At 28.7% G+C, this 25,055-nt stretch carries 14 protein-coding genes, 1 other RNA gene, 1 pseudogene and 1 riboswitch; of the genes and pseudogenes, 2 read left to right on the top strand and 14 right to left on the bottom strand.

All coding sequences use genetic code 11. The features are described from left to right. Nucleotides 1–6: 6 nt before the first annotated feature. The 3 genes from celB to CNEONATNEC86_RS04835 all read right to left on the bottom strand — a co-directional run bounded on the left by celB (nucleotide 7) and on the right by CNEONATNEC86_RS04835 (nucleotide 4,371). Nucleotides 7–1,275 carry a PTS cellobiose transporter subunit IIC gene (gene celB / locus CNEONATNEC86_RS04845; RefSeq protein ID WP_243145354.1) on the bottom strand — a complete coding sequence of 423 codons (1,269 nt, stop codon included), beginning with the start codon at nucleotides 1,273–1,275 and terminating at the stop codon, nucleotides 7–9. A gap of 70 nt (nucleotides 1,276–1,345) precedes the next feature. Next, entirely contained in the window at nucleotides 1,346–3,262 is a 1,917-nt protein-coding gene (locus tag CNEONATNEC86_RS04840; protein ID WP_058294130.1) for a BglG family transcription antiterminator, read from the bottom strand. 20 nt (nucleotides 3,263–3,282) lie between these two features. Continuing rightward, nucleotides 3,283–4,371 carry a DUF871 domain-containing protein gene (locus CNEONATNEC86_RS04835; RefSeq protein ID WP_058294129.1) on the bottom strand — a complete coding sequence of 363 codons (1,089 nt, stop codon included), beginning with the start codon at nucleotides 4,369–4,371 and terminating at the stop codon, nucleotides 3,283–3,285. A 636-nt stretch (nucleotides 4,372–5,007) separates the two neighbouring features. Here CNEONATNEC86_RS04835 and CNEONATNEC86_RS04830 point away from each other — a divergent pair. Next, nucleotides 5,008–5,898, top strand: a complete 891-nt coding sequence (locus CNEONATNEC86_RS04830; RefSeq protein WP_058294128.1) for a glycoside hydrolase family 16 protein — start codon at nucleotides 5,008–5,010, stop codon at nucleotides 5,896–5,898. A gap of 149 nt (nucleotides 5,899–6,047) precedes the next feature. After that, nucleotides 6,048–6,875 carry an AraC family transcriptional regulator gene (locus CNEONATNEC86_RS04825; protein ID WP_125149291.1) on the top strand — a complete coding sequence of 276 codons (828 nt, stop codon included), beginning with the start codon at nucleotides 6,048–6,050 and terminating at the stop codon, nucleotides 6,873–6,875. An 84-nt stretch (nucleotides 6,876–6,959) separates the two neighbouring features. On the opposite strand, the gene CNEONATNEC86_RS04820 is transcribed toward CNEONATNEC86_RS04825, so the two are convergent. From CNEONATNEC86_RS04820 to CNEONATNEC86_RS21750, 11 genes and pseudogenes are all read right to left on the bottom strand, one after another. Then, the gene (locus CNEONATNEC86_RS04820; protein WP_410470487.1) at nucleotides 6,960–9,989 is read right to left on the bottom strand and encodes a glycoside hydrolase family 2 TIM barrel-domain containing protein; all 3,030 of its coding nucleotides are present in this window, start codon (nucleotides 9,987–9,989) and stop codon (nucleotides 6,960–6,962) included. A gap of 642 nt (nucleotides 9,990–10,631) precedes the next feature. Then, entirely contained in the window at nucleotides 10,632–11,849 is a 1,218-nt protein-coding gene (locus tag CNEONATNEC86_RS04815; protein WP_058294124.1) for an IS701 family transposase, read from the bottom strand. 171 nt (nucleotides 11,850–12,020) lie between these two features. Then, nucleotides 12,021–12,512, bottom strand: coding sequence for an LPXTG cell wall anchor domain-containing protein (locus CNEONATNEC86_RS04810; RefSeq protein ID WP_058294123.1), 492 nt, complete (start codon nucleotides 12,510–12,512; stop codon nucleotides 12,021–12,023). A 515-nt stretch (nucleotides 12,513–13,027) separates the two neighbouring features. Then, complete coding sequence (locus CNEONATNEC86_RS04805; protein ID WP_276508205.1) at nucleotides 13,028–16,939, bottom strand: carbohydrate binding domain-containing protein; 3,912 nt, start codon at nucleotides 16,937–16,939, stop codon at nucleotides 13,028–13,030. 287 nt (nucleotides 16,940–17,226) lie between these two features. Continuing rightward, the gene (locus CNEONATNEC86_RS21450; protein ID WP_268259395.1) at nucleotides 17,227–17,400 is read right to left on the bottom strand and encodes a PTS sugar transporter subunit IIB; all 174 of its coding nucleotides are present in this window, start codon (nucleotides 17,398–17,400) and stop codon (nucleotides 17,227–17,229) included. 493 nt (nucleotides 17,401–17,893) lie between these two features. Next, nucleotides 17,894–18,088, bottom strand: a pseudogene (locus tag CNEONATNEC86_RS04795) (family 1 glycosylhydrolase); the annotation flags it as partial. A gap of 95 nt (nucleotides 18,089–18,183) precedes the next feature. After that, nucleotides 18,184–19,083, bottom strand: coding sequence for an ROK family protein (locus tag CNEONATNEC86_RS04790; RefSeq protein WP_159135611.1), 900 nt, complete (start codon nucleotides 19,081–19,083; stop codon nucleotides 18,184–18,186). 1,066 nt (nucleotides 19,084–20,149) lie between these two features. Then, nucleotides 20,150–20,504: a transfer-messenger RNA gene (gene ssrA, locus CNEONATNEC86_RS04785) on the bottom strand. A gap of 428 nt (nucleotides 20,505–20,932) precedes the next feature. After that, on the bottom strand, nucleotides 20,933–21,643 hold the full coding sequence (locus CNEONATNEC86_RS04780) for a YczE/YyaS/YitT family protein (protein WP_125149294.1): 711 nt from the start codon (nucleotides 21,641–21,643) through the stop codon (nucleotides 20,933–20,935). 169 nt (nucleotides 21,644–21,812) lie between these two features. Beyond that, a complete protein-coding gene (mgtA, locus tag CNEONATNEC86_RS04775; protein WP_159135610.1) occupies nucleotides 21,813–24,479 on the bottom strand; it encodes a magnesium-translocating P-type ATPase in 2,667 nt (888 codons plus the stop codon). 98 nt (nucleotides 24,480–24,577) lie between these two features. Then, complete coding sequence (locus tag CNEONATNEC86_RS21750) at nucleotides 24,578–24,706, bottom strand: hypothetical protein (protein ID WP_268259064.1); 129 nt, start codon at nucleotides 24,704–24,706, stop codon at nucleotides 24,578–24,580. A gap of 120 nt (nucleotides 24,707–24,826) precedes the next feature. Continuing rightward, nucleotides 24,827–24,981: riboswitch (M-box (ykoK) riboswitch) on the bottom strand. Nucleotides 24,982–25,055: the final 74 nt, after the last annotated feature.

Here is a 25,055-nt window from a genome sequence, read left to right as displayed (position 1 = left end):
AATGCTTTATAAATCATCAAATGAAATTGCATTATCTGAGTCACTAACTGATTCCACTTCATCTTTTATATATTGTTTATCCATCATTTTTACAAATGGCATATAAATAAATATACCACCAATTAAAAGAATTAGTTGAAGCAAAGCGCCTCTCCATCCAGTTGTCAAAAATCCTGATATAATAACTGGTGTTGTCCATGGTAAACTTACCCCACTGCAAAATGGTACTAATCCACTTAACATTACAAAGTATGATACTAAAATATTTATAAGAGGTGTTAATAAAAATGGAATCAAAATCATTGGATTTAATACAATCGGAAGACCAAATATAATAGGTTCATTTATTCCAAATAATGCTGGAGCAAAAGATATTCTACTCAAATCTTTAATACGTTTTGATTTACAGAATAATACCATAGCAATTACCATCGATAAAGTAGAACCAGCTCCTCCAAATGTTGTAAATAAATCATAAAATTGTTGATTTATTACATGCGGAAGTGGATTTCCAGCTTGATATGCTGCTAAATTTTCCATTGATAACGGTGTTAATATTGGTTGCATGATACTTCCTACAATTGATCCACCATTTATTCCAAAGAACCAGAATACATGTTGAAATCCCATTGCAATTAATACGGCACCTACTGTACTACCTAGTGATTGAAGTGGTCCTTGTAAGCATTTAAATATAAAATCAAATGCATTACCATATGGTGTTAATGAAAATAAAATATTTATTAGAAAAAATATAGTTAAAACTACTGCAGAAGGTACTAATGCTTCAAACGATTGAGTAACAGCTGGAGGTACACCTTCTGGCATTTTTATCATCCAACCTTTTTTCTTTACAAATGCATAAATATGAACTGATATAAATGCAGTAATAATTCCAACAAAAATTCCTTTAGATCCTATCCATCCAAGAGGAATTCCTGGTAATGTAACATTTCCGTCTGTAACTGAATATGGCATCAAAATAAACCACGATACAAGTGCTACTGCTGCTCCAGACAATTTATCTACATTTAGTTCTCTCGAAAAAGAATATGCAATTCCAATAACAGCAAAAATAGCCATAATGTCAAATGTAGCATTTGTTGGTTTTGACATATATGAAGTCCAATTATCGCCAAAAAACTTTGCCCAAAATTCTACCCAATTAGGAATTGGAAAATTTGCAACTAGTAAAAAGAAGGAACCAATAATTAATAGTGGAGTTGTTAATAAAAATCCATCCCTAATAGCAAGTAAATATCTATTTTTACCAATCTTTTCAGCAAGTGGTATAAAAATTTTTCAAGTTTATCTATCATTAATAATCTCCCCTTATTGTTATTTTTTAGACTTTGACTTTGTTAATAAATTCGTCATAACTGCACGATTCACACAATAATTCCATTTTATTCGGATTATTTATAAGATAAGATATCCAATCAAATAATATTTTAATAAGTTGTTTCTCAAATTTATTAATTACGACTAATATTACAAATTTTATATAAAATCCACCCCATTTTATCGGTCTTTTAAGTTGTGCAACTGATATGATTGTTTCTTCTCCTAAAAAACCTAATGTATGTGGAATTGCAAATGTATTAGTTATTGATGTGGCACATATCTTTTCACGATTTAATACTAATTCTTTAAATTTAGAATTTACCTTATTATCAACATATAATTTATCGCACATATATTCTATGATTTCGTCTGGTGTAGAAAGTTCAATAGATTCATAATAGTATTCTTTATATATACGCTTCCTTATATTTAAGTTAAATTCTACCCTGAAATTGTTGATTTCTAACTTATTTAATATTTTACAGATACTCATATTTACATCTAAATCCGAAAATAATTTAATAACTACCATCTCTATTGGTAAATTATGAATAAATGGTGTAGTAGTAAGAATTAAATCTGGCTTTATTTGGTAAATACTATTTTCTTCAAAGTAATGAAGTATTTCTACAATATCAATATAATTTTTGAATATATGTAATATTTTTTCTACATATACTTTTGAAAACATTTGATTATACGGAACTATAGCTACAGCTCTATACTTAACTCTATTCTTAGCCCATCCACTCGAAACTCCTATATATAAAGAAATAATTTCAGCTTCACTATACGGTATATCTATACTTAATTTTTTTGCCCAAAATTCTACAATGTACAATCCAACTTCAAATATATGTGGATTCTCAAATCTAATATTACTTATATTTTGATTCTCTAACTCAACATTATTGTTCTTGCGTTCAATTATTCTATGTAATTGCATTTTCAAACTATTAATTAAGTAATTATCCCATCTAATGTCTATATTAAAAACTTCATAAACTTCTTCTAATACCTCAGTTACAATATCCATAGTATTTATAAATTTTTCTTTAATACTTACTAATTCATTTGCACCACAATTTGATAAACCTTTATTGCTAATCATAAGTGCAAGTGCTTCTATTTCTATGTCTTTTACCTTAATATTAATTTTTTTTGATATACTCTTATAAAATGTACTTGAAATTTCATATTCAATTCTCCTATTTAACTTATCTTGCAATATATTCGAATTTATATAATTTCCTTGAATCATTCTTTGAATATTTATTCCTATCTGAAGTATTAAGCTTGGAATCATTTCTTCATAAATTGAATAGTTATATTTTTCACAAGTGCAAATTAATATATCTTTTATTTCAATAAGATTAAATAATTTAAAAAATACTGAGAGCTGATTTAAATTTAATAAATTTTTCTGAACTTTTGATATTATTAAATCTTTACAAAGTTTTCTTTTGTTAATTTCATCACCCTGTAAATATATATATCCAAATCTATGAATTAATTTTAATCCACTATATTGTTCTAACATTTTACGAATTCTACAAAGGTCCCGCTTAATTGAATGTTCACTTACATATATTTTACTTTGAAGACTTACCAGATTAACTTCTTTTCTTTCGATTAATAGCTTTCGAATTATATAGATACAACGTGAAATTGAAGTTTGTGGAATTTTAACTTCCTCTTTTTTATAAAGATAAAAATATACATCTTGATTAATTATTCTATATCCTTTTCTTATGTTAGATTTAATTAATTGGATTGAAGCTTGTTCATTAATAAATTCTATATCAGAGCGAATTGTTCTATCAGTTACTTTCAATATATTTGAAAGTTTTTTCCCTGTAATCCATTCTTCTCTCTCTTTTAATATATTAATTAATCTGTTCTGTCTATCATTTAACATAATTCAATCCACAACTTAACTTACTTAAACTTGAATCGCTTTCTTGGCTCCATATAATCTAATAAAAATAATTCATTTTCAGGAATATGTCCTATTACATTTTTCCTATTATCGTTAGGCATATCCTTTAAAGCAATCTGAAGTTCCCCTTTATATCTAGAATAATTATCATTCAGTATTACTACATCACCTCGTTTTAAATCACGAGTATTTTCTGCTGGTATTGATGCTTCAGAGAACATTGCTCTCGGTTCACTTGAACGTATCATATATTCGCTGACATCACCACGATCTGCATGATTCTTTTCATAATATAAAATATTACGCTCTATATTAGTTAGCTGTTTTTCAAATTCAATTCCAAATGTTAAAATTCCAGAATTAATTTCAGAACATGATTTTAATTCTTCTTCAGAAGCATATGCATTAGCAATAATTACATCATCAATCATTTCTGTTGCAAACAAGTGTCTAACTTGTAAATCAATAGGCAGACCTCTATGCATTTCTAATGTACATAGTCCTTCATTAACAGGCCAAGGACCAAAAGTATTTTCATTATTACTTGATACAAACGCTGCTGTATGCAGATTATATGATTTCATTAATTTATTACAGTTATTAAAGTGATTTAAACTTAAACCCGTATATTTTTGTGGATAAAAATTATGACACGTAATTAACTGATTTCTGTTTGGAAAATTGCTCATTATGTTTTCAATGTATCCATTACCTGAACTTGCATTCAGTTCAATTTTGATATTGTTTTCATTGTAGGTCATAAGACTTTCTTTAATTCCATCAAATCCTTCATCCAGACGTATACCATCTGCATTTATTTCTTGGAATAAAGATAAGTTATCATATGATACATTAAAAATATCAAATACTTTGGGATTTACATCGAATATTATCTCCATACCTTCTTCATGAGCAGTATCAATTAGTTGTTTAAACTCCTCCAATAATTCTTTTTTTGTTTTCTTTCCTACACTTAAAAGACATGTAAAAACTCTTTTAAATCCATATTTTCCAGCTAAGTGAATATATTCAATGTCTTTTTCTTTTGTTGAATGTTCTGGGTAAATAGATATTCCAAGTCTTTTCATTATTGTTATTCCTCCTTTAGTAATATATTTTTAAGTAATCTATCTTTATTTAAGAAAGATAATTTAAAATTTATTTTGTAACAATATTTTATTTATAAATAAATTTTAAATCTTTTATAATGTTAATTATATTAGAAAACTTTATTCACAAAAATAGACTCAAGATGCTAAAATATGTATTTATGTTTCCAAAAGATTTTATAAAAAATGGCTCAGCACTAAAAACTTTACTTGACAATATGAAGCAAGACTTTTTTAGAATTTAATAACCGTGCATTGACATCTTGATTCTGTCAAGAGCACATTTGTGTGTTGATCCTACAAAATTATTCATTTTTATATACACTTCAATGTTATAACAAAAATATTAATAAGTTTTTAATAGATAGATCTAAATCCTTACTTTAATTAAAATATTATTTAATTAAAATATTATTTTATTAAAATGTAACTTTGATAATTAGATTTTTAAAATCATATTAATTCCTAGTAGTTAGGAAATCAAATTACCTATTATCCGTCAATTACAGTGTATAATTTAATTTAATGAAAGTACTTTCTTAAACTACTAGATGATAAAATACTATGTATTCTTAAAATCTCAATTAAAAATATTTAATTAAAGGAGTAAATATTATGGCAATCAAAAAAATTTTATCATTTTCTTGTAAATTATGTTTTATTTCATTTGCGTTAACATCATTTCTTAATCCAATTGCAAAAGCTGATACAATAACATCAACTTCACCAACTTTACCTTATGCAACATCATATTATAATGGATATAATATGGTTTGGAATGATGAATTTAATGAAAACAATTTAGATCTTACCAAATGGAAGTATGGAACTACTCCAGAAAATGGTTCAATGAAATATGTGAATTCTTCAGATAATGTTTATGTAAAAGATGGTAATTTGGTATTAGCCGCAATTAAAGATGATTCACTTGGTGACAAGTTTACTGCAAGTTCTGGAATGGTAATTACTGAAGGTTTAGCTTCTTGGAAATATGGACGTTTTGATATTCGCGCAAAGCTTCCTGTAGAGCAAGGCATGTGGCCTGCAATATGGATGATGCCTCAAGATTCAAAATACGGCTGGCCAAATGATGGTGAGATAGATATAATGGAAGCTCTCGGCTCAGAAAAAAATAAAATATATGGCACACTTCATTCTGGAAACAATACTGATGGAGGTCAAAGTACTGGTGTAACTTATACATTATCAAGCGGAGATCTTTCTGATGATTATCATACTTATTCAATTATTTGGGAGCCAGAAAAGATTCACTTTTTAATTGATAATAAGGAATATGGTGTTGTTGATAAATGGCCTTCATACTTCAAAGTAAACGATACTCAGTATTCATTAGATTTTCCTGATCCATTTAACAAGCCATTCTACTTAATGTTAAATTTAGGTGTAGGCGGAGACTGGGGCGGTGAGCCAAATAATACTACTAAATGGGGAGAAAATACAAAGATGTATGTAGATTACGTACGCGTTTATCAAAAATCTAAATAGATTTAATCTCAACTGTAATCAAATATTAACATTACTTAGGATTATACTTCTAGTAATGTTAATATTTTTGACTATATTTTAAAAAGTACTTATAATAAAATACAAATATATACTAAAACATCGCTAAAATTATCTATAGGAGAAATTTAATGCAAATTTTATGGAAGAAATATAAAATCACTAATTTTGAAATGAATCTGGATGAATGTGGTATTGAACAATGTACTCCTGGTATTAAATATAATTACGAAGTAGTAAAAAATTCTGTTATACATTATATTTCAGAGGGAGAAGGTACATTTAAAATAAATAACCAAATATTTGATTTAAAAAAAGGGGATGGCTTTATTCTATTTAAAGGAATGAATGTTGAATACACTGCATCTATAGACAATCCATGGAAATATTATTGGGTAGGATTTAGTGGAACAAATGCAAATGAATATTTACATAGGAGTTCAATTTTTGATAATTATATAATAAATTATCAATCTAATTCCAAGATTCCATCTATAATAAAAAATATGTGTGCCTTATCTAAAACATATGATCAAAATTCATCCGATGATATTCTCCTGTTAAATAAACTGTATTATCTTCTATACACAATAACTCAAGAATTCCCTAAACCATTTCAATTGGTAAACAATTTAACACATACATATATACAACAATCAATTGATTTTATAAATTCTAAATATGCAGAAAAAATAACAGTTCAACAAATTGCAGATAATGTAAATTTAAGTAGAAGCTATTTATATAAAATGTTTATAAAATATCTTGGCGAATCTCCTCAAAAATATTTGCTAAATCTTAGGATGTATAAAGCCACCTTATTATTAAAAGAAACTGATCTGTCTATATCTCAAATTTCTAGTAATATTGGATATGATGATCCCCTATTCTTTTCAAAAACATTTTCAAAACATTTTTCCATCTCAGCTTCTCAGTATAGAAAGCTCTATAAAAAATAATTAAGACTATCCAGATATTTTATATTATATCTTGATAGTCTTTAATCATCTTACTAATGTTAAGTTTTACATTCTAAGCATTATTTAATTATTGTTATTCTCTGAAAATTTTAAGTAAAAGCTAAAATCTATTTCACTTTCATTAAGCTGATATTTTTCTTCTAAAACAGGGCCACAACTGTTTGATCCAATACCGCTTTGTTTATAATCTATTATCAAAAATGTTGCATTACTTTCTTCTAACTCATAGTTATGTGTTTTATCTGTTAATTCCTCTTTAGAAAAATGAGATGCATTAAAAGAAAAATCCTTATTTTCTGATAAAACATAAATTTTACTGTTATCATTTTTAATACATAATTCTTTACAACAGCTACGACTTCCATTTTCCTGAGGTCTAATATAATCTTCATGCATTTCAGAAACTTTTGAATCAAATCTTCCTAAATAGCTTGAATAGTGCTTATCTTGATAGTTTTCATATGGGCCTAATCCAAAATAGCTTAAATCTTCATAAGATTTATCTAGTTTAATCTCTACTCCAAACCTAGGTAAAAATGGCTTATCTAATTTCTTATACGCTTTAATCCTACAGTTTATAAGACCATTTGAAAATATGCGCCACTCAACTAAAATATCTAAGACTTTTTGACGATATATTGGTGTCAAACTCAATCTACTTATTATTGCTAGACTATTTATATCTTCTTCTATAGTAACCTCATTTACTCTTACATCTAATTTATCAAATCCAGCTTCAATCCAATCATTCTTTATTTTTCTATCATTATCTGTAGGTGGACGCCAAATTGTAAAATTCAGTGGATGATTAATAAATTTTTTATTTCCTTTTTCTATTAGAGTAAACATTCCTATTCTTTTATCATAAATATATTTAAAATCTCCATTAGTAATTTGGATATTGTTCTCTATATTATCTATATAATTTATTTTAAATTTTTCTTTTTCATCAATATTTATAAGCTGCTTAAATGATTTTAATTTTTCTATATTATTAGGCCAAATTATTTGATCATAACCTAATACAAAACCTTTTTTATATAATAGTATATCTAATTTCACAGTATATTCAAATAATATAGTAACAATAGTTTTAGGTAAATCCTGAATACTTAAATCATACCATTTTTCTTCTTTTGGTTTTAACGTATCCAGTTTAATTTCCTTCTTACAAATCATATCTCCATCTGAAAATAATTTATAAGTAATTTGCACTATATCATTTACATCTCTAAAATCTAACATATTTTTCAATTTAACTTTATTATTCACCGTATCAATTTCGATTACTCTTATTGGACGATTTATATTTTGATATTCTAGAAGTCCTATATGCTTTCTTCTATCTGGATATACTAATCCGTCAACACAGAAATTCCCATCATTAGGGTATTCTCCAAAATCGCCACCATATGCATAAATGCTTTTACCATCTTTATTGCTTCCATTATATATAGAATGATCACACCATTCCCAAACATAAGCACCTGCAAACTCTTCATTTGCTTGTATCAAATCATCATATTCTTTTAAACCACCTGGGCCATTCCCCATAGCATGAGCATATTCACATAATATTAAAGGTTTATCTATTCCTTTATCAAAATATTCTTGTATTTCATCAATGCTTGGATACATTCTACTAATTACATCTAGTTCAGTAAAGTCATTTTTTCTATTCTTATCTGCATAATACGCCCCTTCGTAATGAAGCAAACGTGTAGGATCTAATTTCCTAGCACATTTTAAGCCTTTCTCAAAATTATATCCATACCCTGATTCGTTTCCAAGTGACCACATGAAAATTGAGGGTCTATTTTTAAATGGAATAATTGATGATTCAATCCTATCAATAATTACTTTTTCATAAATCGGATCATCAGCTATCATATTATAATTTTCAAGATATCCCAAACCATATAATTCAACAACACCATGAGTTTCAATATCAGCTTCGCTCATAACCAAAAATCCATATTCATCACATAACTCATAAAAAATAGGTGACTTTGGATAATGTGCTGTTCTTATAGAATTAATATTTGATTCTTTCATTAATTTTAGATCTAAAAGCATGTCTTCCCTGCTCATTACATATCCTTTTTTAGGATGACTATCATGATGATTAACCCCTTTTAGCTTAACCGGAATACTATTTATTTTTAAAACTTTATCTTCAATATTTATTACCCTAACTCCAATTTTTTCTTTAATAACTTCAGCTTTTGTTTCCATTAATAAAGTATATAATTTAGGATCTTCAGGATTCCATAATTGAACATCCTCTATCTTTAACATAATTTTGTCATCAATAATATTTCCAGATAAAATCATATCATTATTATCATTCAACAAATAATACTTAATATCTGGCTTATTTTTTGTATCTAAAATATCAATATATATATATCCTATGTTTTTAACTAAATCTACATTTGTTTTTATACTATAATCATTTATTCTTTGATTTGCCCTCTCTAAAATATACACATCTCTAAAAATTCCAGACATCCTAAATTTATCTTGATCTTCAAAATATGTTCCATCACACCATTTCAAAACAAGTACTTTAATTACATTAATACCAGAAGATAAATATTTTGTAATATCAAATTCTGAAATGCTATGTGATATTTGACTATATCCTACAAAGTAATCATTTATCCATATATAAAAGCATGAATCAACACCTTCAAAATTTAAATGATAATCTCTTTTGTCACAAAAATTCTCTAAGTTGAATTCCTTTATATAAAGACCGCATGGATTATCTTTAGGAACAAAGGGTGGATTAAATGGAATTGGATATTTTACATTTGTATATTGGTTATAATCATATCCCTCCATCTGCCATACTGATGGAACATTTATATTATTAAATAACTCATCTTTATATTCTAATTCTACTTCATCTAAACTATTAAAATATCTAAAACTCCAATTACCATTAAGTGAATTGAATCTAATCTGATTATTTCTATCTTTACATTTAAGTGCCTCATCACAATTTTCGAATGGTATATAATAACTTCTTCTAGGCAACATATTTATATGTAGTGAAGCTATATTTTCATGATATAAATTTTTTAACAAATTAATCACCCTTTTTTATATAATTTATTTATAGAAAATACTTTCTTAAACATTTTCATTATATAAAAAAAATATTTTTATCAAAATGGATTTAAAATGCTAAAATATGTTTTTATGTTTCTAATTTAAAAGATTTTTCGCAATTATTTTTGTATTAATTGATAACATTTGTAGTGTAGCGTAAACATATCCAGTCAAAAAATAACTCTGTTTCCGCTTTCCTTCTTCTAGCCAATCTAACTAGAACTTTTTTCATAAAGAGACTTGGTCTTTTCTCATTAAATTGCTGAAGCCCGCAATAAATAAGCATATTCTTATCTGGTAATATTCTAATATTCTCGTATGTATATATTCTTTTATTCTGATATTCTTAAGAATATTACAATATATATTTATTGTTTGAATTACATAGGAAGGGATCTATAATCAATTGGAAGAAGTTGAGATTTCTATATATCTACTTCTTGTACTTCAATTGCTAAAGCTCGAACTTTTCCACTTCTCTTAAATATGTTATTTCTATCATCTAAATTCCTCCTAAAATAGAAAAACGAATATTTAAAGCTTTTTTCTACTTTAAATATTCCTTTTCTTTATTACATGATAATAATATACTAGACTTGTGCAGTAAATAGGAAAAATTTAAGCTACTAGTCCTAATTTGGCAATAGTAGACTGTAAATCAATCCCGTTATCTGCACATTCATGTGCAAAAGAAACTATTTTTACCAAATAGTTGTTTCGGAAGTGTAATATTACATCTCCAATATTTTTAAATTTATATAATTTTTCACATTTGACTCTGAAAATCTCAAGAAAAGTATACGTTAAAAATATCATGCTCCAATATCTATGTATTGATTTTAAAGATTGAATTTGAAATTCATCAAAACCAAGAGCTGTTTTATGATATCTATAACTTACTTCAATATCCCAACGCTTTTCGTAATATGAAATTATGGTTTTATTATCGAGTGAAACATCCGTACTTATAATGAATGCTGGATTATCAGATAAATCGTTTTTAGTCCAGCTTATAAGTACAACTACATTCTCAATATCATTAAGTTTTCCTTCATATCTATAAACATAGTACTTGTTATTACTAGCGGTAACTAAGCTAGTCTCATTAGTCCTAATGTATGAAGAAAACTTTTTGACATTTGTTTTAATGCCAGCCGGATATATTACTCTGTTAGATTTTATTCTCCCTATAGTGTGACAACCATTTATTAAACCGTGAAGCAAAATTTTTGCTGAAGTATACCATGAATCAACTAGTAAATAATTGTTTTTAGTTACAGGAGTGAATTCATTAATCAGTTCCATCGCAAGTTCATTTTTATCTAGAAATTTTTTAGATAGTTTTTTACTCGATTCCTTTCGGTGATATTGTCTAAAATCTAAAGGTATAGAATAATCATTAATCTTATAATGCGATGTAACTAAGCAGTGTGACCATTTAGGTTTATTGCCATCAGCATGTGAATTGTGAAAATCTAAGCCTTCAATTTTTTTAGTTGAAGTATTTTTCTTAGTTAAGGTATCATCAATGATTAGGAATCCAACATCACTATCTTCACAAGTGTTGGAAATTTCAGATATTGCATGAAATATGCGTTCTTGCGTAACATATTCATGATTCCATGAATATGAACTTAGGAACCTTGAACCAGTACTTCGATCTCTATTGCATGTAATTTTATTATGAACAGATGAAATAGTTTTGCTTCCTTCTGTTACAATAATTCCAGATACTATATTTACCATATGATTCTTTATCGCAGAAGAATATGGCAGATTTAACTCTGAAATATAGTTGATAATTGTTTCATTTTGGTTTAATATTGTTGTCAGCATATAAATCTCCTTAGATTTGGTTTCGCAACAATAAATCTAGCATGTTTGAGGTTTATATGCTACTTTTTTATTTAAAATTATACTGGTAAAATGTCAATAAAAATCCAATGGTAAATTTTCTTAAATTAATGCACAAGTCAAGTTAGTTAAAGTGTATGCACTTCTCTATAATTATTTCAATTTTTTTATAATTGGTGTTGTCATTATTCCGACACCAATCAAAGCTAATCCAAATATAATTTGATAATATATTTGCTTGTCCCCTGTTTTAGGAAGTTTTTCTTTACCTTTTATATTATTTTTCTTATACTCTTCTGATGATTTAGCTTCTAAATTTCGAGAAACATTATTCATATTTTCAGCATACACATTATTTGAATTATTATTAGCGCCTTGAGCATTATATGTGTTGTTTGAATTATTATTAACCCCCTGATCATTTATTTTATCTAGAGTACTAGAATTATCTTTTTTATCATCTGAAGCCTCTTCTTTTGTTGTATTATCTTCACTAGAATCCTTTTTTGATTTCTTAGATGACCTTGAATGTCTGTGTTTTGGTGTTATCACAGAACTCACTGGAGTTTCTGGATTCACTGGTGTTTCTGGGTTTACCGATGTCTCTGGTCCTGGTAGATTTCCATCAAATAAGCAATCTACCATCAAACAATACCAAGTCAGGACCACCCGTAAAACGGGTGGCTTGCTCTGCGCCTATAAGGCTTTGTTACTGGCCGTGCTACTCGCACGTTGAAATTACTTACCTTTTGCAAAAACATCCCCTAGTGCCATTAAAATGGCTCTTTTTTTGTTCTTCCTCTTACTTTCAGCTAAAAAATACACTTTATTACTTACTTCAAAAAATAATTACTAACTTTCTTTAAGTAAGTTTATTTTTATACTTTAAGCTCTTAAATTTAATTTTTCTCTTATTCATAATTAGCTTTTTTCTGCTCACCGCTGAAAGCTTTCCGGAACCACCGGTCTAACCGGTGGTATTCTAGATACAAAAAGAATGTAGTAGATTTGTTTTACACAAATCTACTACATTCCCTTCAAATAAAATATTATTTAGTTTAGAATATAAATATTTATAAATTCTAATTTTTATAATTAGTTGTATTTCTTCTCATTCATATATACTGAATCTCATCAGTATATATGATATCATCTTGTTTTTATTCTGTGCCTTCAGTTCCTGTGCCTTCAGTTTCTGTGCCCTCAGTTCCTGTGCCTTCAGTTCCTGTGCCCTCAGTTTCTGTGCCCTCAGTTCCTGTGCCTTCAGTTTCTGTGCCCTCAGTTCCTGTGCCCTCAGTTCCTGTGCCTTCAGTTCCTGTGCCTTCAGTTCCTGTGCCCTCAGTTTCTGTGCCCTCAGTTCCTGTGCCTTCAGTTTCTGTGCCCTCAGTTCCTGTGCCCTCAGTTCCTGTGCCTTCAGTTTCTGTGCCTTCAGTTCCTGTGCCTTCAGTTCTTACACCCTGCATTTCTTCCAATACCGGTATTTCTTCCGATACTGGTATTTCTTCCAATATAATATTGTCTATTATAATTGTATGTTCCTCAGTAATTTGTTTTTCTCCTACTGCTCCCATTGCTATATTGAATAATGCACTTTCATCTGCCTTATCCATTACAAATGTTACTTCGAATTCTTTCTTTTCATCCTTATTTAATTCTATTAATCCTTGAGAGTATGGAGTCCATCCACCACCATTTTCCTGTAAATTATACTGTATTGTTCTGTCAATACTACTTTCTACATCAAAACTCAATCTATATTTTTTCCCTTGTTCTAATTTAACATTCTCCTGCTTTAATTGAATTTTCCAATCAGCATCTCCAGTATCCTTAATGTTTATATTTGCATTTCCGCCACTTAAATCACTCTCTGCATCAGCTGATCCATCTGCAAATACTCCCCATCCAGTATTTCCCTTACTGAAATCACCATTTTTTATTAAAGCATTATCAAAATTATCAAGTTCATCCACTTCTTCAACTTTAACATTATCTATAGTAACTGTATGTGTATCAGTAATTTGTTTTCCTCCTACTGCTCCCATAGATATTGTGAATATAGACTTAGAATCTGTATCCTTCATCATTTCAAATCCAAGTTCATAAGTTTCATAATCTTTTCCTAATCTGATTACATTTGATCCTGTATATGCATCCCAGTTATTATCACTAGATCCATCTCTTTGTATAGCATACATAATGTCTCTGTCCAATGTAGATTTAGCATCGAAAGTTAACTTATACTTTTTGCCTTTTTCTAATTTAACATTATTTTGCTTGAACTGAATTTTCCAGTCAGCATCTCCAGTATCATCAATTTTTACTTGAATTGCATTCTTTTCACTTAAACTATCAAGTGCTGCTGATGCTTTACTTGCAACACTAGAATCTTTAAATAATTCCCATCCAGTAAGACCTGCATCAAATTGTCCATTTCTTATAATTGAATTTTCTTCGATTCTTACATTATCAATATAAGTTATACCTGCTGCTCCTAATAGAAGTTCTAAATTTTTATTATCTAATGTATCTCCAGTTTTAAATTCAAACTTATAAGTCTGTTTATCTGTAGTAATATTAGCGTCAAACGTTTCTCCAGCAACCTTTGCTACAATATCTTTATCTTCCTGTGCATAAGCATCAAAATATAATACATACTTTGTATTTTCCTTCATTGCAAGATCTGTTTGTTTTACTATTACATCTTCTAATGCACATTTATTATCTTTTACATTAACTTTTAATTCTCTTAAATTATTACTATTTGTTACAGTAATTTCTGCATCCTTAACTTTTGATTCAACTTCCCAATACTTCATACGATTTTCGCCAACATCAAATGTACCATTATTTACATAATTACCATCTGGCATAATCTTCTTTAAACCATCATCTTCTTTTTCTATCTGACCTATTTTTTCAATTTTTACATTACTTATTTCAACATCAGCTGTAGAACCTTGATTTCCTAAATTGAATTCTAATCTTCCATTTGCATCATCTTCTTTTTCCATAGTAAATTCATAAGAATAATTTTTAACTTCTGTTGTTAAATCTAATGATGTATCATCAAAATATCTTACATATGATTTATCTGGTCCTGATATATCCACAATCATAGTTCTATCTTCACTGGCTTTTGCATCAAAAGAAACTCTGTATTGTCCTCCCTCTTTTAATGGTATTCCAGCTTGTACTAATTGAATTGAATAATCAACTGTTCCTGGATTTTCAGTCTTTATCTTAATTTTATTATCTGCAATTTCAGAACTTCCTTTACCGTTTAATGCAGTCATAAACTCCCAGTTTTTATCTTCAGAAAAATCTCCATTGATTACATAATTTCCATTTCCATCTGGATCCCTAAGAATAACCTCTTTTTCTGGCTTTTTAACATTTTCATCATAGCTATCTAATTGATATGCCTTTATATAATCAACTTTGAATTCTGCATTATTGAAATCTGTAGTCTCATCTGGATTTCCTGGCCAATTTCCTCCAACAGCTAAATTACATATTAGATAGAATGGTTGGTCAAATGGAGCTGGATAAGTAACCTCATCTCCACCTTCTACTTTAGTGTACCAATCATTAACCTTATGATATAATTTTCCATCAACATAGTAACGAATTTCTCCTGGTTCCCACTCAATACCAAATAGATGATAATCATCTGCAAATGTTCCTTCTTCTAATGTATAAGATCCTTGGCTTTCTGCATGTGGCTCACCATAATGAATTGTTCCATATAATTTTTCAGGTTCATGTCCCAATACTTCCGCCATGTCTATTTCACCACATTTTGGCCATTGACCATATAAACTTTCATCATTAGGCATCAACCATAACGCAGGTAATAATCCTTGTCCTTTTGGGAATTTTGCTCTTATTTCAAATTTACCATATTTAAAGGTTTGCTTGTTTTGCGTTGTTATTCTTCCTGATGTATAATGTTTTTTTCCGTCCTTTTCTGTTTCAATAGCTTTAATAACAAGGTTTCCATCCTTAATAAAGGTATTATCTTCTGAGTCTGTATATTCCTGCAATTCATTGTTAACCCAGCCTGGTTCATGCTTTTCATAACTCCAATTTTCCAAGTCTAATTTATCCCCTTCAAAACTATCTTGCCACACCAAGTTCCATTGTTTATTTTCTTGCTGATTATTATCAGAACTGCTTCCACTATTACCACTGCTTCCACTACTACTACTACTACTACTACTATTGTCTTCTTTATTTTCATAATTTGTTATATCTGTTATATTATTCATACTTTCATCTGTTTTTTCTATATGTTCAAATACTTTATTATTAGCTACAGGAGGAATTTCTCCAACTGCTTCACCATTAATATTGAATTCATACACTTTTCCATTTATATTAATCTTTCCAGTCTGCATTGCTCCACTTTCATTTAAGTAGTATACTTTATCTGCAACACTTATTGTTCCAGTCTGCATTGCTCCACTTCCACTTAAATAATACCAGTTGTTATTGTCTTTTAACCAGCCTGTTTTCATAGCTCCTGATTCTGAAAGATAATACCATGTTTCATTGTCTTTCAACCAACCTGTTTCCATAGCTCCTGATTCTGAAAGATAATACCATGCTCCATTATCTTTTACCCAACCTGTTTTCATAGCTCCTGATTCTGAAAGATAATACCATGCTCCATTATCTTTTACCCAACCTATTTTCATAGCTCCTGATTCTGAAAGATAATACCATGCTCCATTATCTTTTACCCAACCTGTTTTCATAGCTCCTGATTCTGAAAGATAATACCATGCTCCATTATCTTTTACCCAACCTATTTTCATAGCTCCTGATTCTGAAAGATAATACCATGTTTCATTGTCTTTCAACCAACCTGTCTGCATTATTCCTGCATCATTAAAGTAATACCAAGTATTGTCATAAAGTTTCCATCCAATAGCTCTCTGACCATTTTCAATATATGTCCATGTATTGTTTTCACTCCTCCAATCCGCTAACGTTTTCATAGGAAATATGTTAACCCCTGTCCCTATTATTGATGCGCTTAATAAAAGTGTTAAAATCTTTTTCTTATTCATTATTATAACTCCCTTCATGTGGTTCTTGTTTATTAATCTATTTTTTCAAAAACAGTCTAATAATTTATTTATTCATATAAAATTCCATTAAATTTATGGTACTCTGTAAATAAAGAAACATTAATTGCACTTTGAAATTTTCCCATGATTTTCTCCCCCTTTTTATACTAGTTTATTTTAGTAAGAGCATCTTCTAAAATTGCTCTTCCATTCATAATTCCATAGAATCGCATGTTCATTACTTCTACTGGTATTCTACCATTTACAAGTTTTTCAACTTGTAATTTTTAGAAACGAACTTGTGGTCCTAAAAATACTATATCTACACTATCAATTACAGAACTACATTCTGCTACTGGTAGGACATCTATTCCTATTTCAATTTCCTTTTGATCTGCTACTTCTTTTATTTTAGTTACAAGGAAGCTTGTACATATTGCTGCCAAACATACTAATAATATTTTTTCATTATTAATTCCTCTTTAATAAATATTTCATATTATATATTAAATTAAAATTATAAACTTTAAATTAATCCTGTTATTTATTGATGCGCAATCACCTTATATAATATATTTAGGTTGATAAAGGTAACCTATAACCCTTTATTTACTGTATATTTATACAATATTGAATTAATTGTATAATAACTTTATTAGATAGAGTGATGTCGATTCACCCTTGAGGTAATAGCCTCGTCATTGAAAGACTGACACCTCTATCTGATAAACTGGTTACGAATAAGTTGGATGTTGACTCTTTCGGAGTACTTCGTATGGTCTTATGTCAATATTTTGCTATTCTAAAAAAGAACTGTACATACGAAATTCGATACTCAAACGTCTAACTTAATTTTTCAAAAAACTTGCTTATGCTGGTCTTTTTATCATGCTTAAATATACATTTTTTATTCACAATTTTTTTCTATTTTCTTATTGACTTTTGATAGTTGGTCTTATATCTGTTGTAATGATCTACTGCAACATTACCATTTGTATTTTTAAAAGTTGTTCCAGGTATTCTTGTGTATACATCCCATATACTTTCTCCCTTCCCATCTTTGTCCCATGCACCTTCAACTTGATACGCCGCTGATGCTGATCCCCATAGAAAATCATCTTTGAATTTATCTAGCTTTTCGTATATCACTACATCCACTCCTATACATTAATGTAAATTAATTATTTGCTATTAACCTATATATAAATTTATTTTTAAACTATTTCTTTCTGAAACAAAAAACTCTATTTTTTTATAGAAGCATTTATAATTGCACCTAATATGTTGGCATCATTATTGTACTTGCATCTATCAATTTTAGTAGTAATAAAATCTGCTTCAAGGTATTCAATGCAGGTCTTCTTATACTGTTCCTTTACTTTATTTATAAACCAATCCTCTTCTGATATTCCTCCACCTATGCATATAACTTCTGGATTATAGAAAACTGTAATTACAATCAATTGAGCTACTATGTTTATTATCCACTCATCTACTGATAATTCAGCTGTTTTGTTTCCATCTAAGTACTTCTTACATACTTCATATCCATACTGCACCTGATCACCCATATCAACTTTGCTATTATATATATTTATTAAGCCAGTCATTGATGCATAATCACCCATCTTAGCAAGACCACCTATCGCATCGTTTACAAAGGGCATATTATGAAACTCTCCTGCAAATGCATCTTTTCCATATACTACTCCATTTTCATCACATATACATCCGCCAGTTCCCGTTCCTATGATTAAAAATGCTGAAGATTTGCTTCCTTTTGCATTTCCTATTTCAAATTCACATAACCCTGCTGATTTTGCATCATTAATTGATGACACTTTTTTATGTGTTCTTTTCTTGATTTCATCGTTTATATTTGTGCCATACATAATGGCTACGTTAGGAGCAGCATATAATTTAACATTTGAATCTTTATCAATGAGCCCTGGTGCACTTATACCGATTACATCAATTTCATCAATTAATTTTATGTTTGAACATATATAGTCATAAAATTCATCTGCAGTATTGTATTTAATAGTTTCAATTTTCCACTTGTCTTTAATGTGGTATTGCTTGTCCATTAAGGCATACTTAATGAATGTTCCTCCTATATCTATTCCTAAATTAAATTTTTCCATACCATCTCTCCTTAAAATAAAGGTCTTATAAATTGCCTGCTTATAATACAATAATGAATTAATTCTGTGAACTCGTGTTTATTTTTTGTCAAAAAATAAATCCATACATTCTTTTTTTGATTTGTTTTACTTTTATGTTCTTTATTCAATTCTTTAATTCATATAATCTACAAGTATCATCAATCTATAAATGTTATTTCAATGTATTAATCTAAAAAATCATAAATACTCTAGTCTATAACTCTGTAAATTATTACTCTATGAATTATTAGTTATGCATTTATAACTTTGAATTATATCAGTTTATAATATCTAATATAGCTTCATCATAAGTATAACTACAATTTATAAACACTTTCTGTAAGATAGAACACTTAGTGAACTCGTGTTTATATATATAATATAATAAAAACAATTATATTTCAATATATTTTTTCAAATTTATGCTATGCCTTACTTATCTTATAATCCTTTATTTTTTGTGTCATCAAACTAAGTCCAATAAACTTGCCAGCAAGTCAGGTACTAAATCACTGAAATAAAAATTACTAAATATGAATTAGCATAATAAAAAAGTGGCTGTCACAAAACTAATGTTCCCTATGAAAAAGGCTAGCAAGCTTTTTAATTCCCCATTGGTATCTGTAATTATTATAGTAATCCATATAATCATCTATTATTAATTATAGTTGTACAGTTTTTTTAAGTCTATCTCAAAAAGGGTTGCATTTACTTATGATACGGTTCTCCACAACTTATCCTAAAACTCTAAAAAGTCACTTTACATTTTCATGGTTTTCTATATAAAAATGGAAAATAACACAACACACATAAAATTTTATAAAATTCCATAACATAAAATAATTTTTAGCTATTAGAAAATCCCACAAAATAAGACTTTAGACAATACTATAACAAATAGTAAAATCTAAAGCCTAGAACAACTGGATCTAGCCAACCATATGAGAAGCTATATTAATATGTTTTTAATGGTTATACCCTTTAATTTTCTTCAAAACATAAATAAACCCACGAAAATCCAAAATTTAGATTTTCGTGGGTTTCATGGTGGAGGCGACGGGTGTCGAACCCGTGTCCGAAAGGAGCGTCATCTGCCTTTCTCCGAGTGCAGTTCATGTTTTAAAATTCCCTAGAAGACACGCCCATGAACAGGCTTATCTTTTCGGTAGCTTCATGAATACCCCTCTAGCTCAAAGCTTTGCTAGACTTCGTTTCCCACTCTATGACACCAGCTACCCGAACCGTAGGCAATCCGGACTGATGAGTAGCTTAAATTAAGCTGCTAATGCAAAATTGTCTTCTGCGTTTACATTTAATGCATACTTTATTAACGAGGACACATGCTTCCCTCGACTCGCTTAGCAAACCACTTCCCCCCCCGTCGAAGCCAAAACGCCCCCAAGTTAAGAATGGTTTCTTTAGAACCATATTTAATTTTTAAAGAACTATCTTGCAATATTCATTTTATATTATTAGTCTTTAACTGTCAACATAAACATTATTGGTATCTATATAGTTTATTAGAAATACTAGAAGGTTTAATTTTTTTTGAATTTTTTGGTATCTGTTTACAAAAAATTTTTCAAAAAGCTTTGATACTATGTTGAACTATTAATATTACTATCCATTATTTCATAATCTTTTTCGAAACTTTATCTGATAAAGCCTCATAAAAATCATACCCCTGAGCTATTAATAAAAATATCTATATTTAATCCTTTACTCATTATTTCATTGTACAATTCAATTTGTGAATTTACTTTTATTAATATATTTTTACAAAATAAAAGGTAATTTAAACATTATTTAAATCACCTTTTATATATATTTATGCTGCTATCTCTTGTTTTTCAGATTCATGCTGGCTTAAAATTGAGCTCACAATCTTTTCTCCATATGGTAGGCAAAGCTGTATAAATGGGCCTTGTGATAGCATAGCTATAATTGTACCAATCCCAACTTTTCCACCTAATAAAAAGCCACCAATTAAAAATATGGCATCTAAACTTATCCTAATCCATCTATATTCTATTTTAGTTTTATCTTGAATAATAAATGGAATTATATCATTTGGTGCTACTCCAAGATTGCTTGCAGAAAGTATTGAAAAACCAATAGCTATTATAAAACAACCTGCTAGTAATAAAATCATTTTTATCACATAGTTATATGACTCAACTGGAAAATACGAAATAATATTTACTCCAAGATCAATTATTGGCCCTACCCCAACAACACAAATTAGTGTTCCTATTTTAATACGTTTTTTTTCAGTAAATAATATTATCAAAAATAATACCATTAAAATTATCATATTAGCAATACCTGGAGTAACCTCTGATTTTCCAGCCAACATTTGCACAAGTGAGAAATCTTTTAAACCAGTCTTATTTAAAGCCATTGATAATCCTTGAGTGAATACAGTAAACGGATCTGATCCTATGTTTGTTTTTAAAAATAGTGCTACGCCCAATTGAATTATGCTCATTCCTAAAAAGAATAAAATGATTCTCTTCGTTAAATTTAATCCCTGCTTCATCTATTCATCATCCTTTGCTAAATATATTAATACGTATAAGCTACAAATATACTTTTTTCACAAGAATTAATTTTATCATATGTAACTAAAATGTCAAAACCATTTTTAATAATATTTTTTATAAAAATGCTAGGAGATTAATATTCCCTAGCATTTTAACATTTATTTTTTAAAGAAATTCACCATAATATTTCTTATAAACTTCTTTTATTGCACTTGCTACAATTATATAACATAATAATATTACTATTAGCCAGCCAAAATACATTATTGGCATTGACACCATTTGTAATGCTCTACCAATAGAAGTATACTGAATTGCTATTCCTACAGTAATTGCAATTATAGTACTTAATATTACAGCACCTGACGCCCTACTGTTAATAAATGGTATTTTTGCTGTTCTAATTATATGAATGACCATTGTTTGTGAACATAGACTTTCAACAAACCATCCAGCATTAAAAACTGCTATAAATAGAGTCTTATTTACTCCGTAGTCATTATAACCACCATGGCAGACCATAGGACAGATTATAAAGAACATAACTGCATAAGTTACAATATCAAAAAGAGAGCTTGTTGGGCCTATCCATAACATGAATTTACCTATTGAAGAAGCATCCCATTTTCTTGGTACCTGCAAATAATCTTTATCTACATTGTCCCATGGAATAGAAATACATGAAATATCATAAATTAAATTTAATATTAATATTTGTATTGGCAACATTGGTAAAAATGGTAATGCAATACTTGCAACTAATACTGAAAACATGTTACCAAAATTAGAACTTGCAGTCATTTTAATATATTTAATTATATTTCCAAAAGTTCTTCTTCCTTCAATAACTCCATCTTCAAGTACCATTAAATCTTTTTCAAGTAAAATAATATCTGCACTTTCCTTTGCAATATCAACAGCAGTATCAACTGATATTCCTACATCTGCCTTCTTCATAGCCAAGGCATCATTAATACCATCTCCCATAAAACCAACAATATGTCCATTCTCTCTAAGAACACTTACTATTCTTCCTTTTTGATTTGGACTTAATTTTGCAAATATACTTACCTCTTCAACTTCTGCTGCTAATAATTCATCATCCATTTCATCAATATCAGAACCTAGCAAAATCTTATCTGCTTTAATTCCAACCTGCCTACATATACATCTTGTTACTTCATCATTATCTCCTGTTAATATCTTTACTGCAACTCCATAATTCTTTAATGCCTCTACAGCAGCTTTTGTGCTCTCCTTTGGTGGATCTAAAAATGCAAGGTAACCCATCAATACCATTTCACATTCATCATTTACAGAAAATACGCCTTGAACTGAAGGATTGTTTTTTTGAGCAATTCCTATTACTCTCATACCTTCTTTATTTAATTTCTCTACAGTTTCTAATATTTCTTCTTTTATTTCATCAGTTAACACTTCAACATTGCCTTTATATTCTGCATACTTTGATATTTGAAGCATTTCTTCTACTGCACCTTTTGTTATAAGCTGTGTTTTTCCTGATGTGTCTTTAATAACTACACTCATTCTTCTTCTATTGAAATCAAATGGAATTTCATCTACCTTAACATATTGATCTATTAAAACTTTAAATGAAGCATTATCAGCATATTCAAGTATTGCAATATCCATTAAGTTTTTAAGACCTGTTTGATAGTAGCTATTTAAAAATGCATGCCTTAATACACGCATATCTTCATTTCCATGAATATCTAAATGATATTCCAAAACCACCTTATCTTGAGTTAAAGTTCCTGTCTTATCTGTGCAAAGTACATCCATAGCTCCAAAATTTTGTATTGAATTAAGGCTTTTTACAACAGTCTTTTTCTTAGCCATTTGTACTGCACCTTTAGCTAAATTTGTAGTAACTATCATAGGTAACATTTCTGGAGTTAATCCTACTGCTACAGATAATGCAAATAAAAATGCTTGAAGCCAGTCTCCTTTAGTAAATCCATTAACAAAAAATACTATTGGAACCATAACCATCATAAACTTTATTAAAAGCCATGATACTGAATTCACTCCCTTGTCAAAACTTGTTAAAACTTTTTTTTCTGTAATCCCCTTAGCCATAGTTGAAAAATAAGTGTTGTCTCCTGTTGCAATAACCACACCAATTGCAGTTCCACTTATCACATTGGTACCCATAAAACCAATATTAGTACATTCTAATGGTGTCTGAGCCTCATTTATCATTGGTTCAAAACATTTTTCAACTGGTTCACTTTCACCTGTTAATGCTGACTGAGCAACAAACAAATCTTTTGCAACCAATATTCTCAAATCAGCTGGAATCATGTCTCCTGCAGCTAAATAAATAATATCACCTGGTACTACTTCTTCAAGAGAAATCTCTTTTTTACCATTTCGTTCAGCCGCTACAGTTGTTTTTACCATTTCTTTAAGCTTTTTGGCAGAGTTATTTGAGCGTGTTTCTTGTACAAGACATAATACTCCGCTTATTGTAACCATCATAGTCATTATTATTATAGATGTAAAATCATGATCTTTCTTACTTACTAATATTACATCTGTAAATAATGAAATAATAGCTAATAAAAAAAGTACTATTGTAAATGGATTTACAAATGCATCAAATATTCTTTTTAATGCTGAATCAGGCTTTTCATGAGAAATTTTGTTTTCTCCATAAATTTCTCTAAGTTCTTCTACACGTTCATCTTGAAATCCATTCATAGATGTCCCCATATTTTCTAAAACAACTTCATTTGTTAATCTGCTAACTTTAAGTAAATTTTCATCAATATAATTCAAATTATTATTTTTCATAGTTCTTTCCTCCATTCTAATAACAGTTGATAATTTAGAGATACAAAAGGATAGAACCTAGAAATGCTTAATTAAGCGTAATATATTAAATCCATTAAATATTATTTAGTGAATCATATTGCATATAGCTTATATTTTCTATTCAGAATAAATAAGAATAGACAGTTATCTGCTATATTACAATTATTAAATTTAATACTCGGCAGTTCTGGTTCCATACTGTTTCTACTCTGTTCGTCCATTCTTATTCACTCCTTTCCAAAATACATTTTAAAAATTATAAATGATTGCATTAAAAATATCCTCAATCATAAACATGATGAGGATAATTCAAACACAAATATAAGTAACGTAAAAGTAATTACTTTTCATGTTCAAGCTTTAGCATCATAGGGCTTGTAATTGAATTAGTTTATGCCTTAACTACGACATAAACTGCTAACCTTCTCATAGTGTCTCCACTACTCCGCGGTATCAACCCGTATCCCTATGGTAACCTCACCTACCATGTTTTGATTTCATATAATATTTTTAATCTTTATATATAATATTCCAAATTTATAGTTTTGTAAATACATTTCTTATAAAATA

Origin of the sequence: Clostridium neonatale (assembly GCF_900465025.1) — a bacterium.
Classification (GTDB): Bacteria; Bacillota; Clostridia; order Clostridiales; family Clostridiaceae; genus Clostridium; species Clostridium neonatale.
Note: the sequence above shows the minus strand (reverse complement) of the source record. Positions and strands in the feature narration are given on the sequence as shown.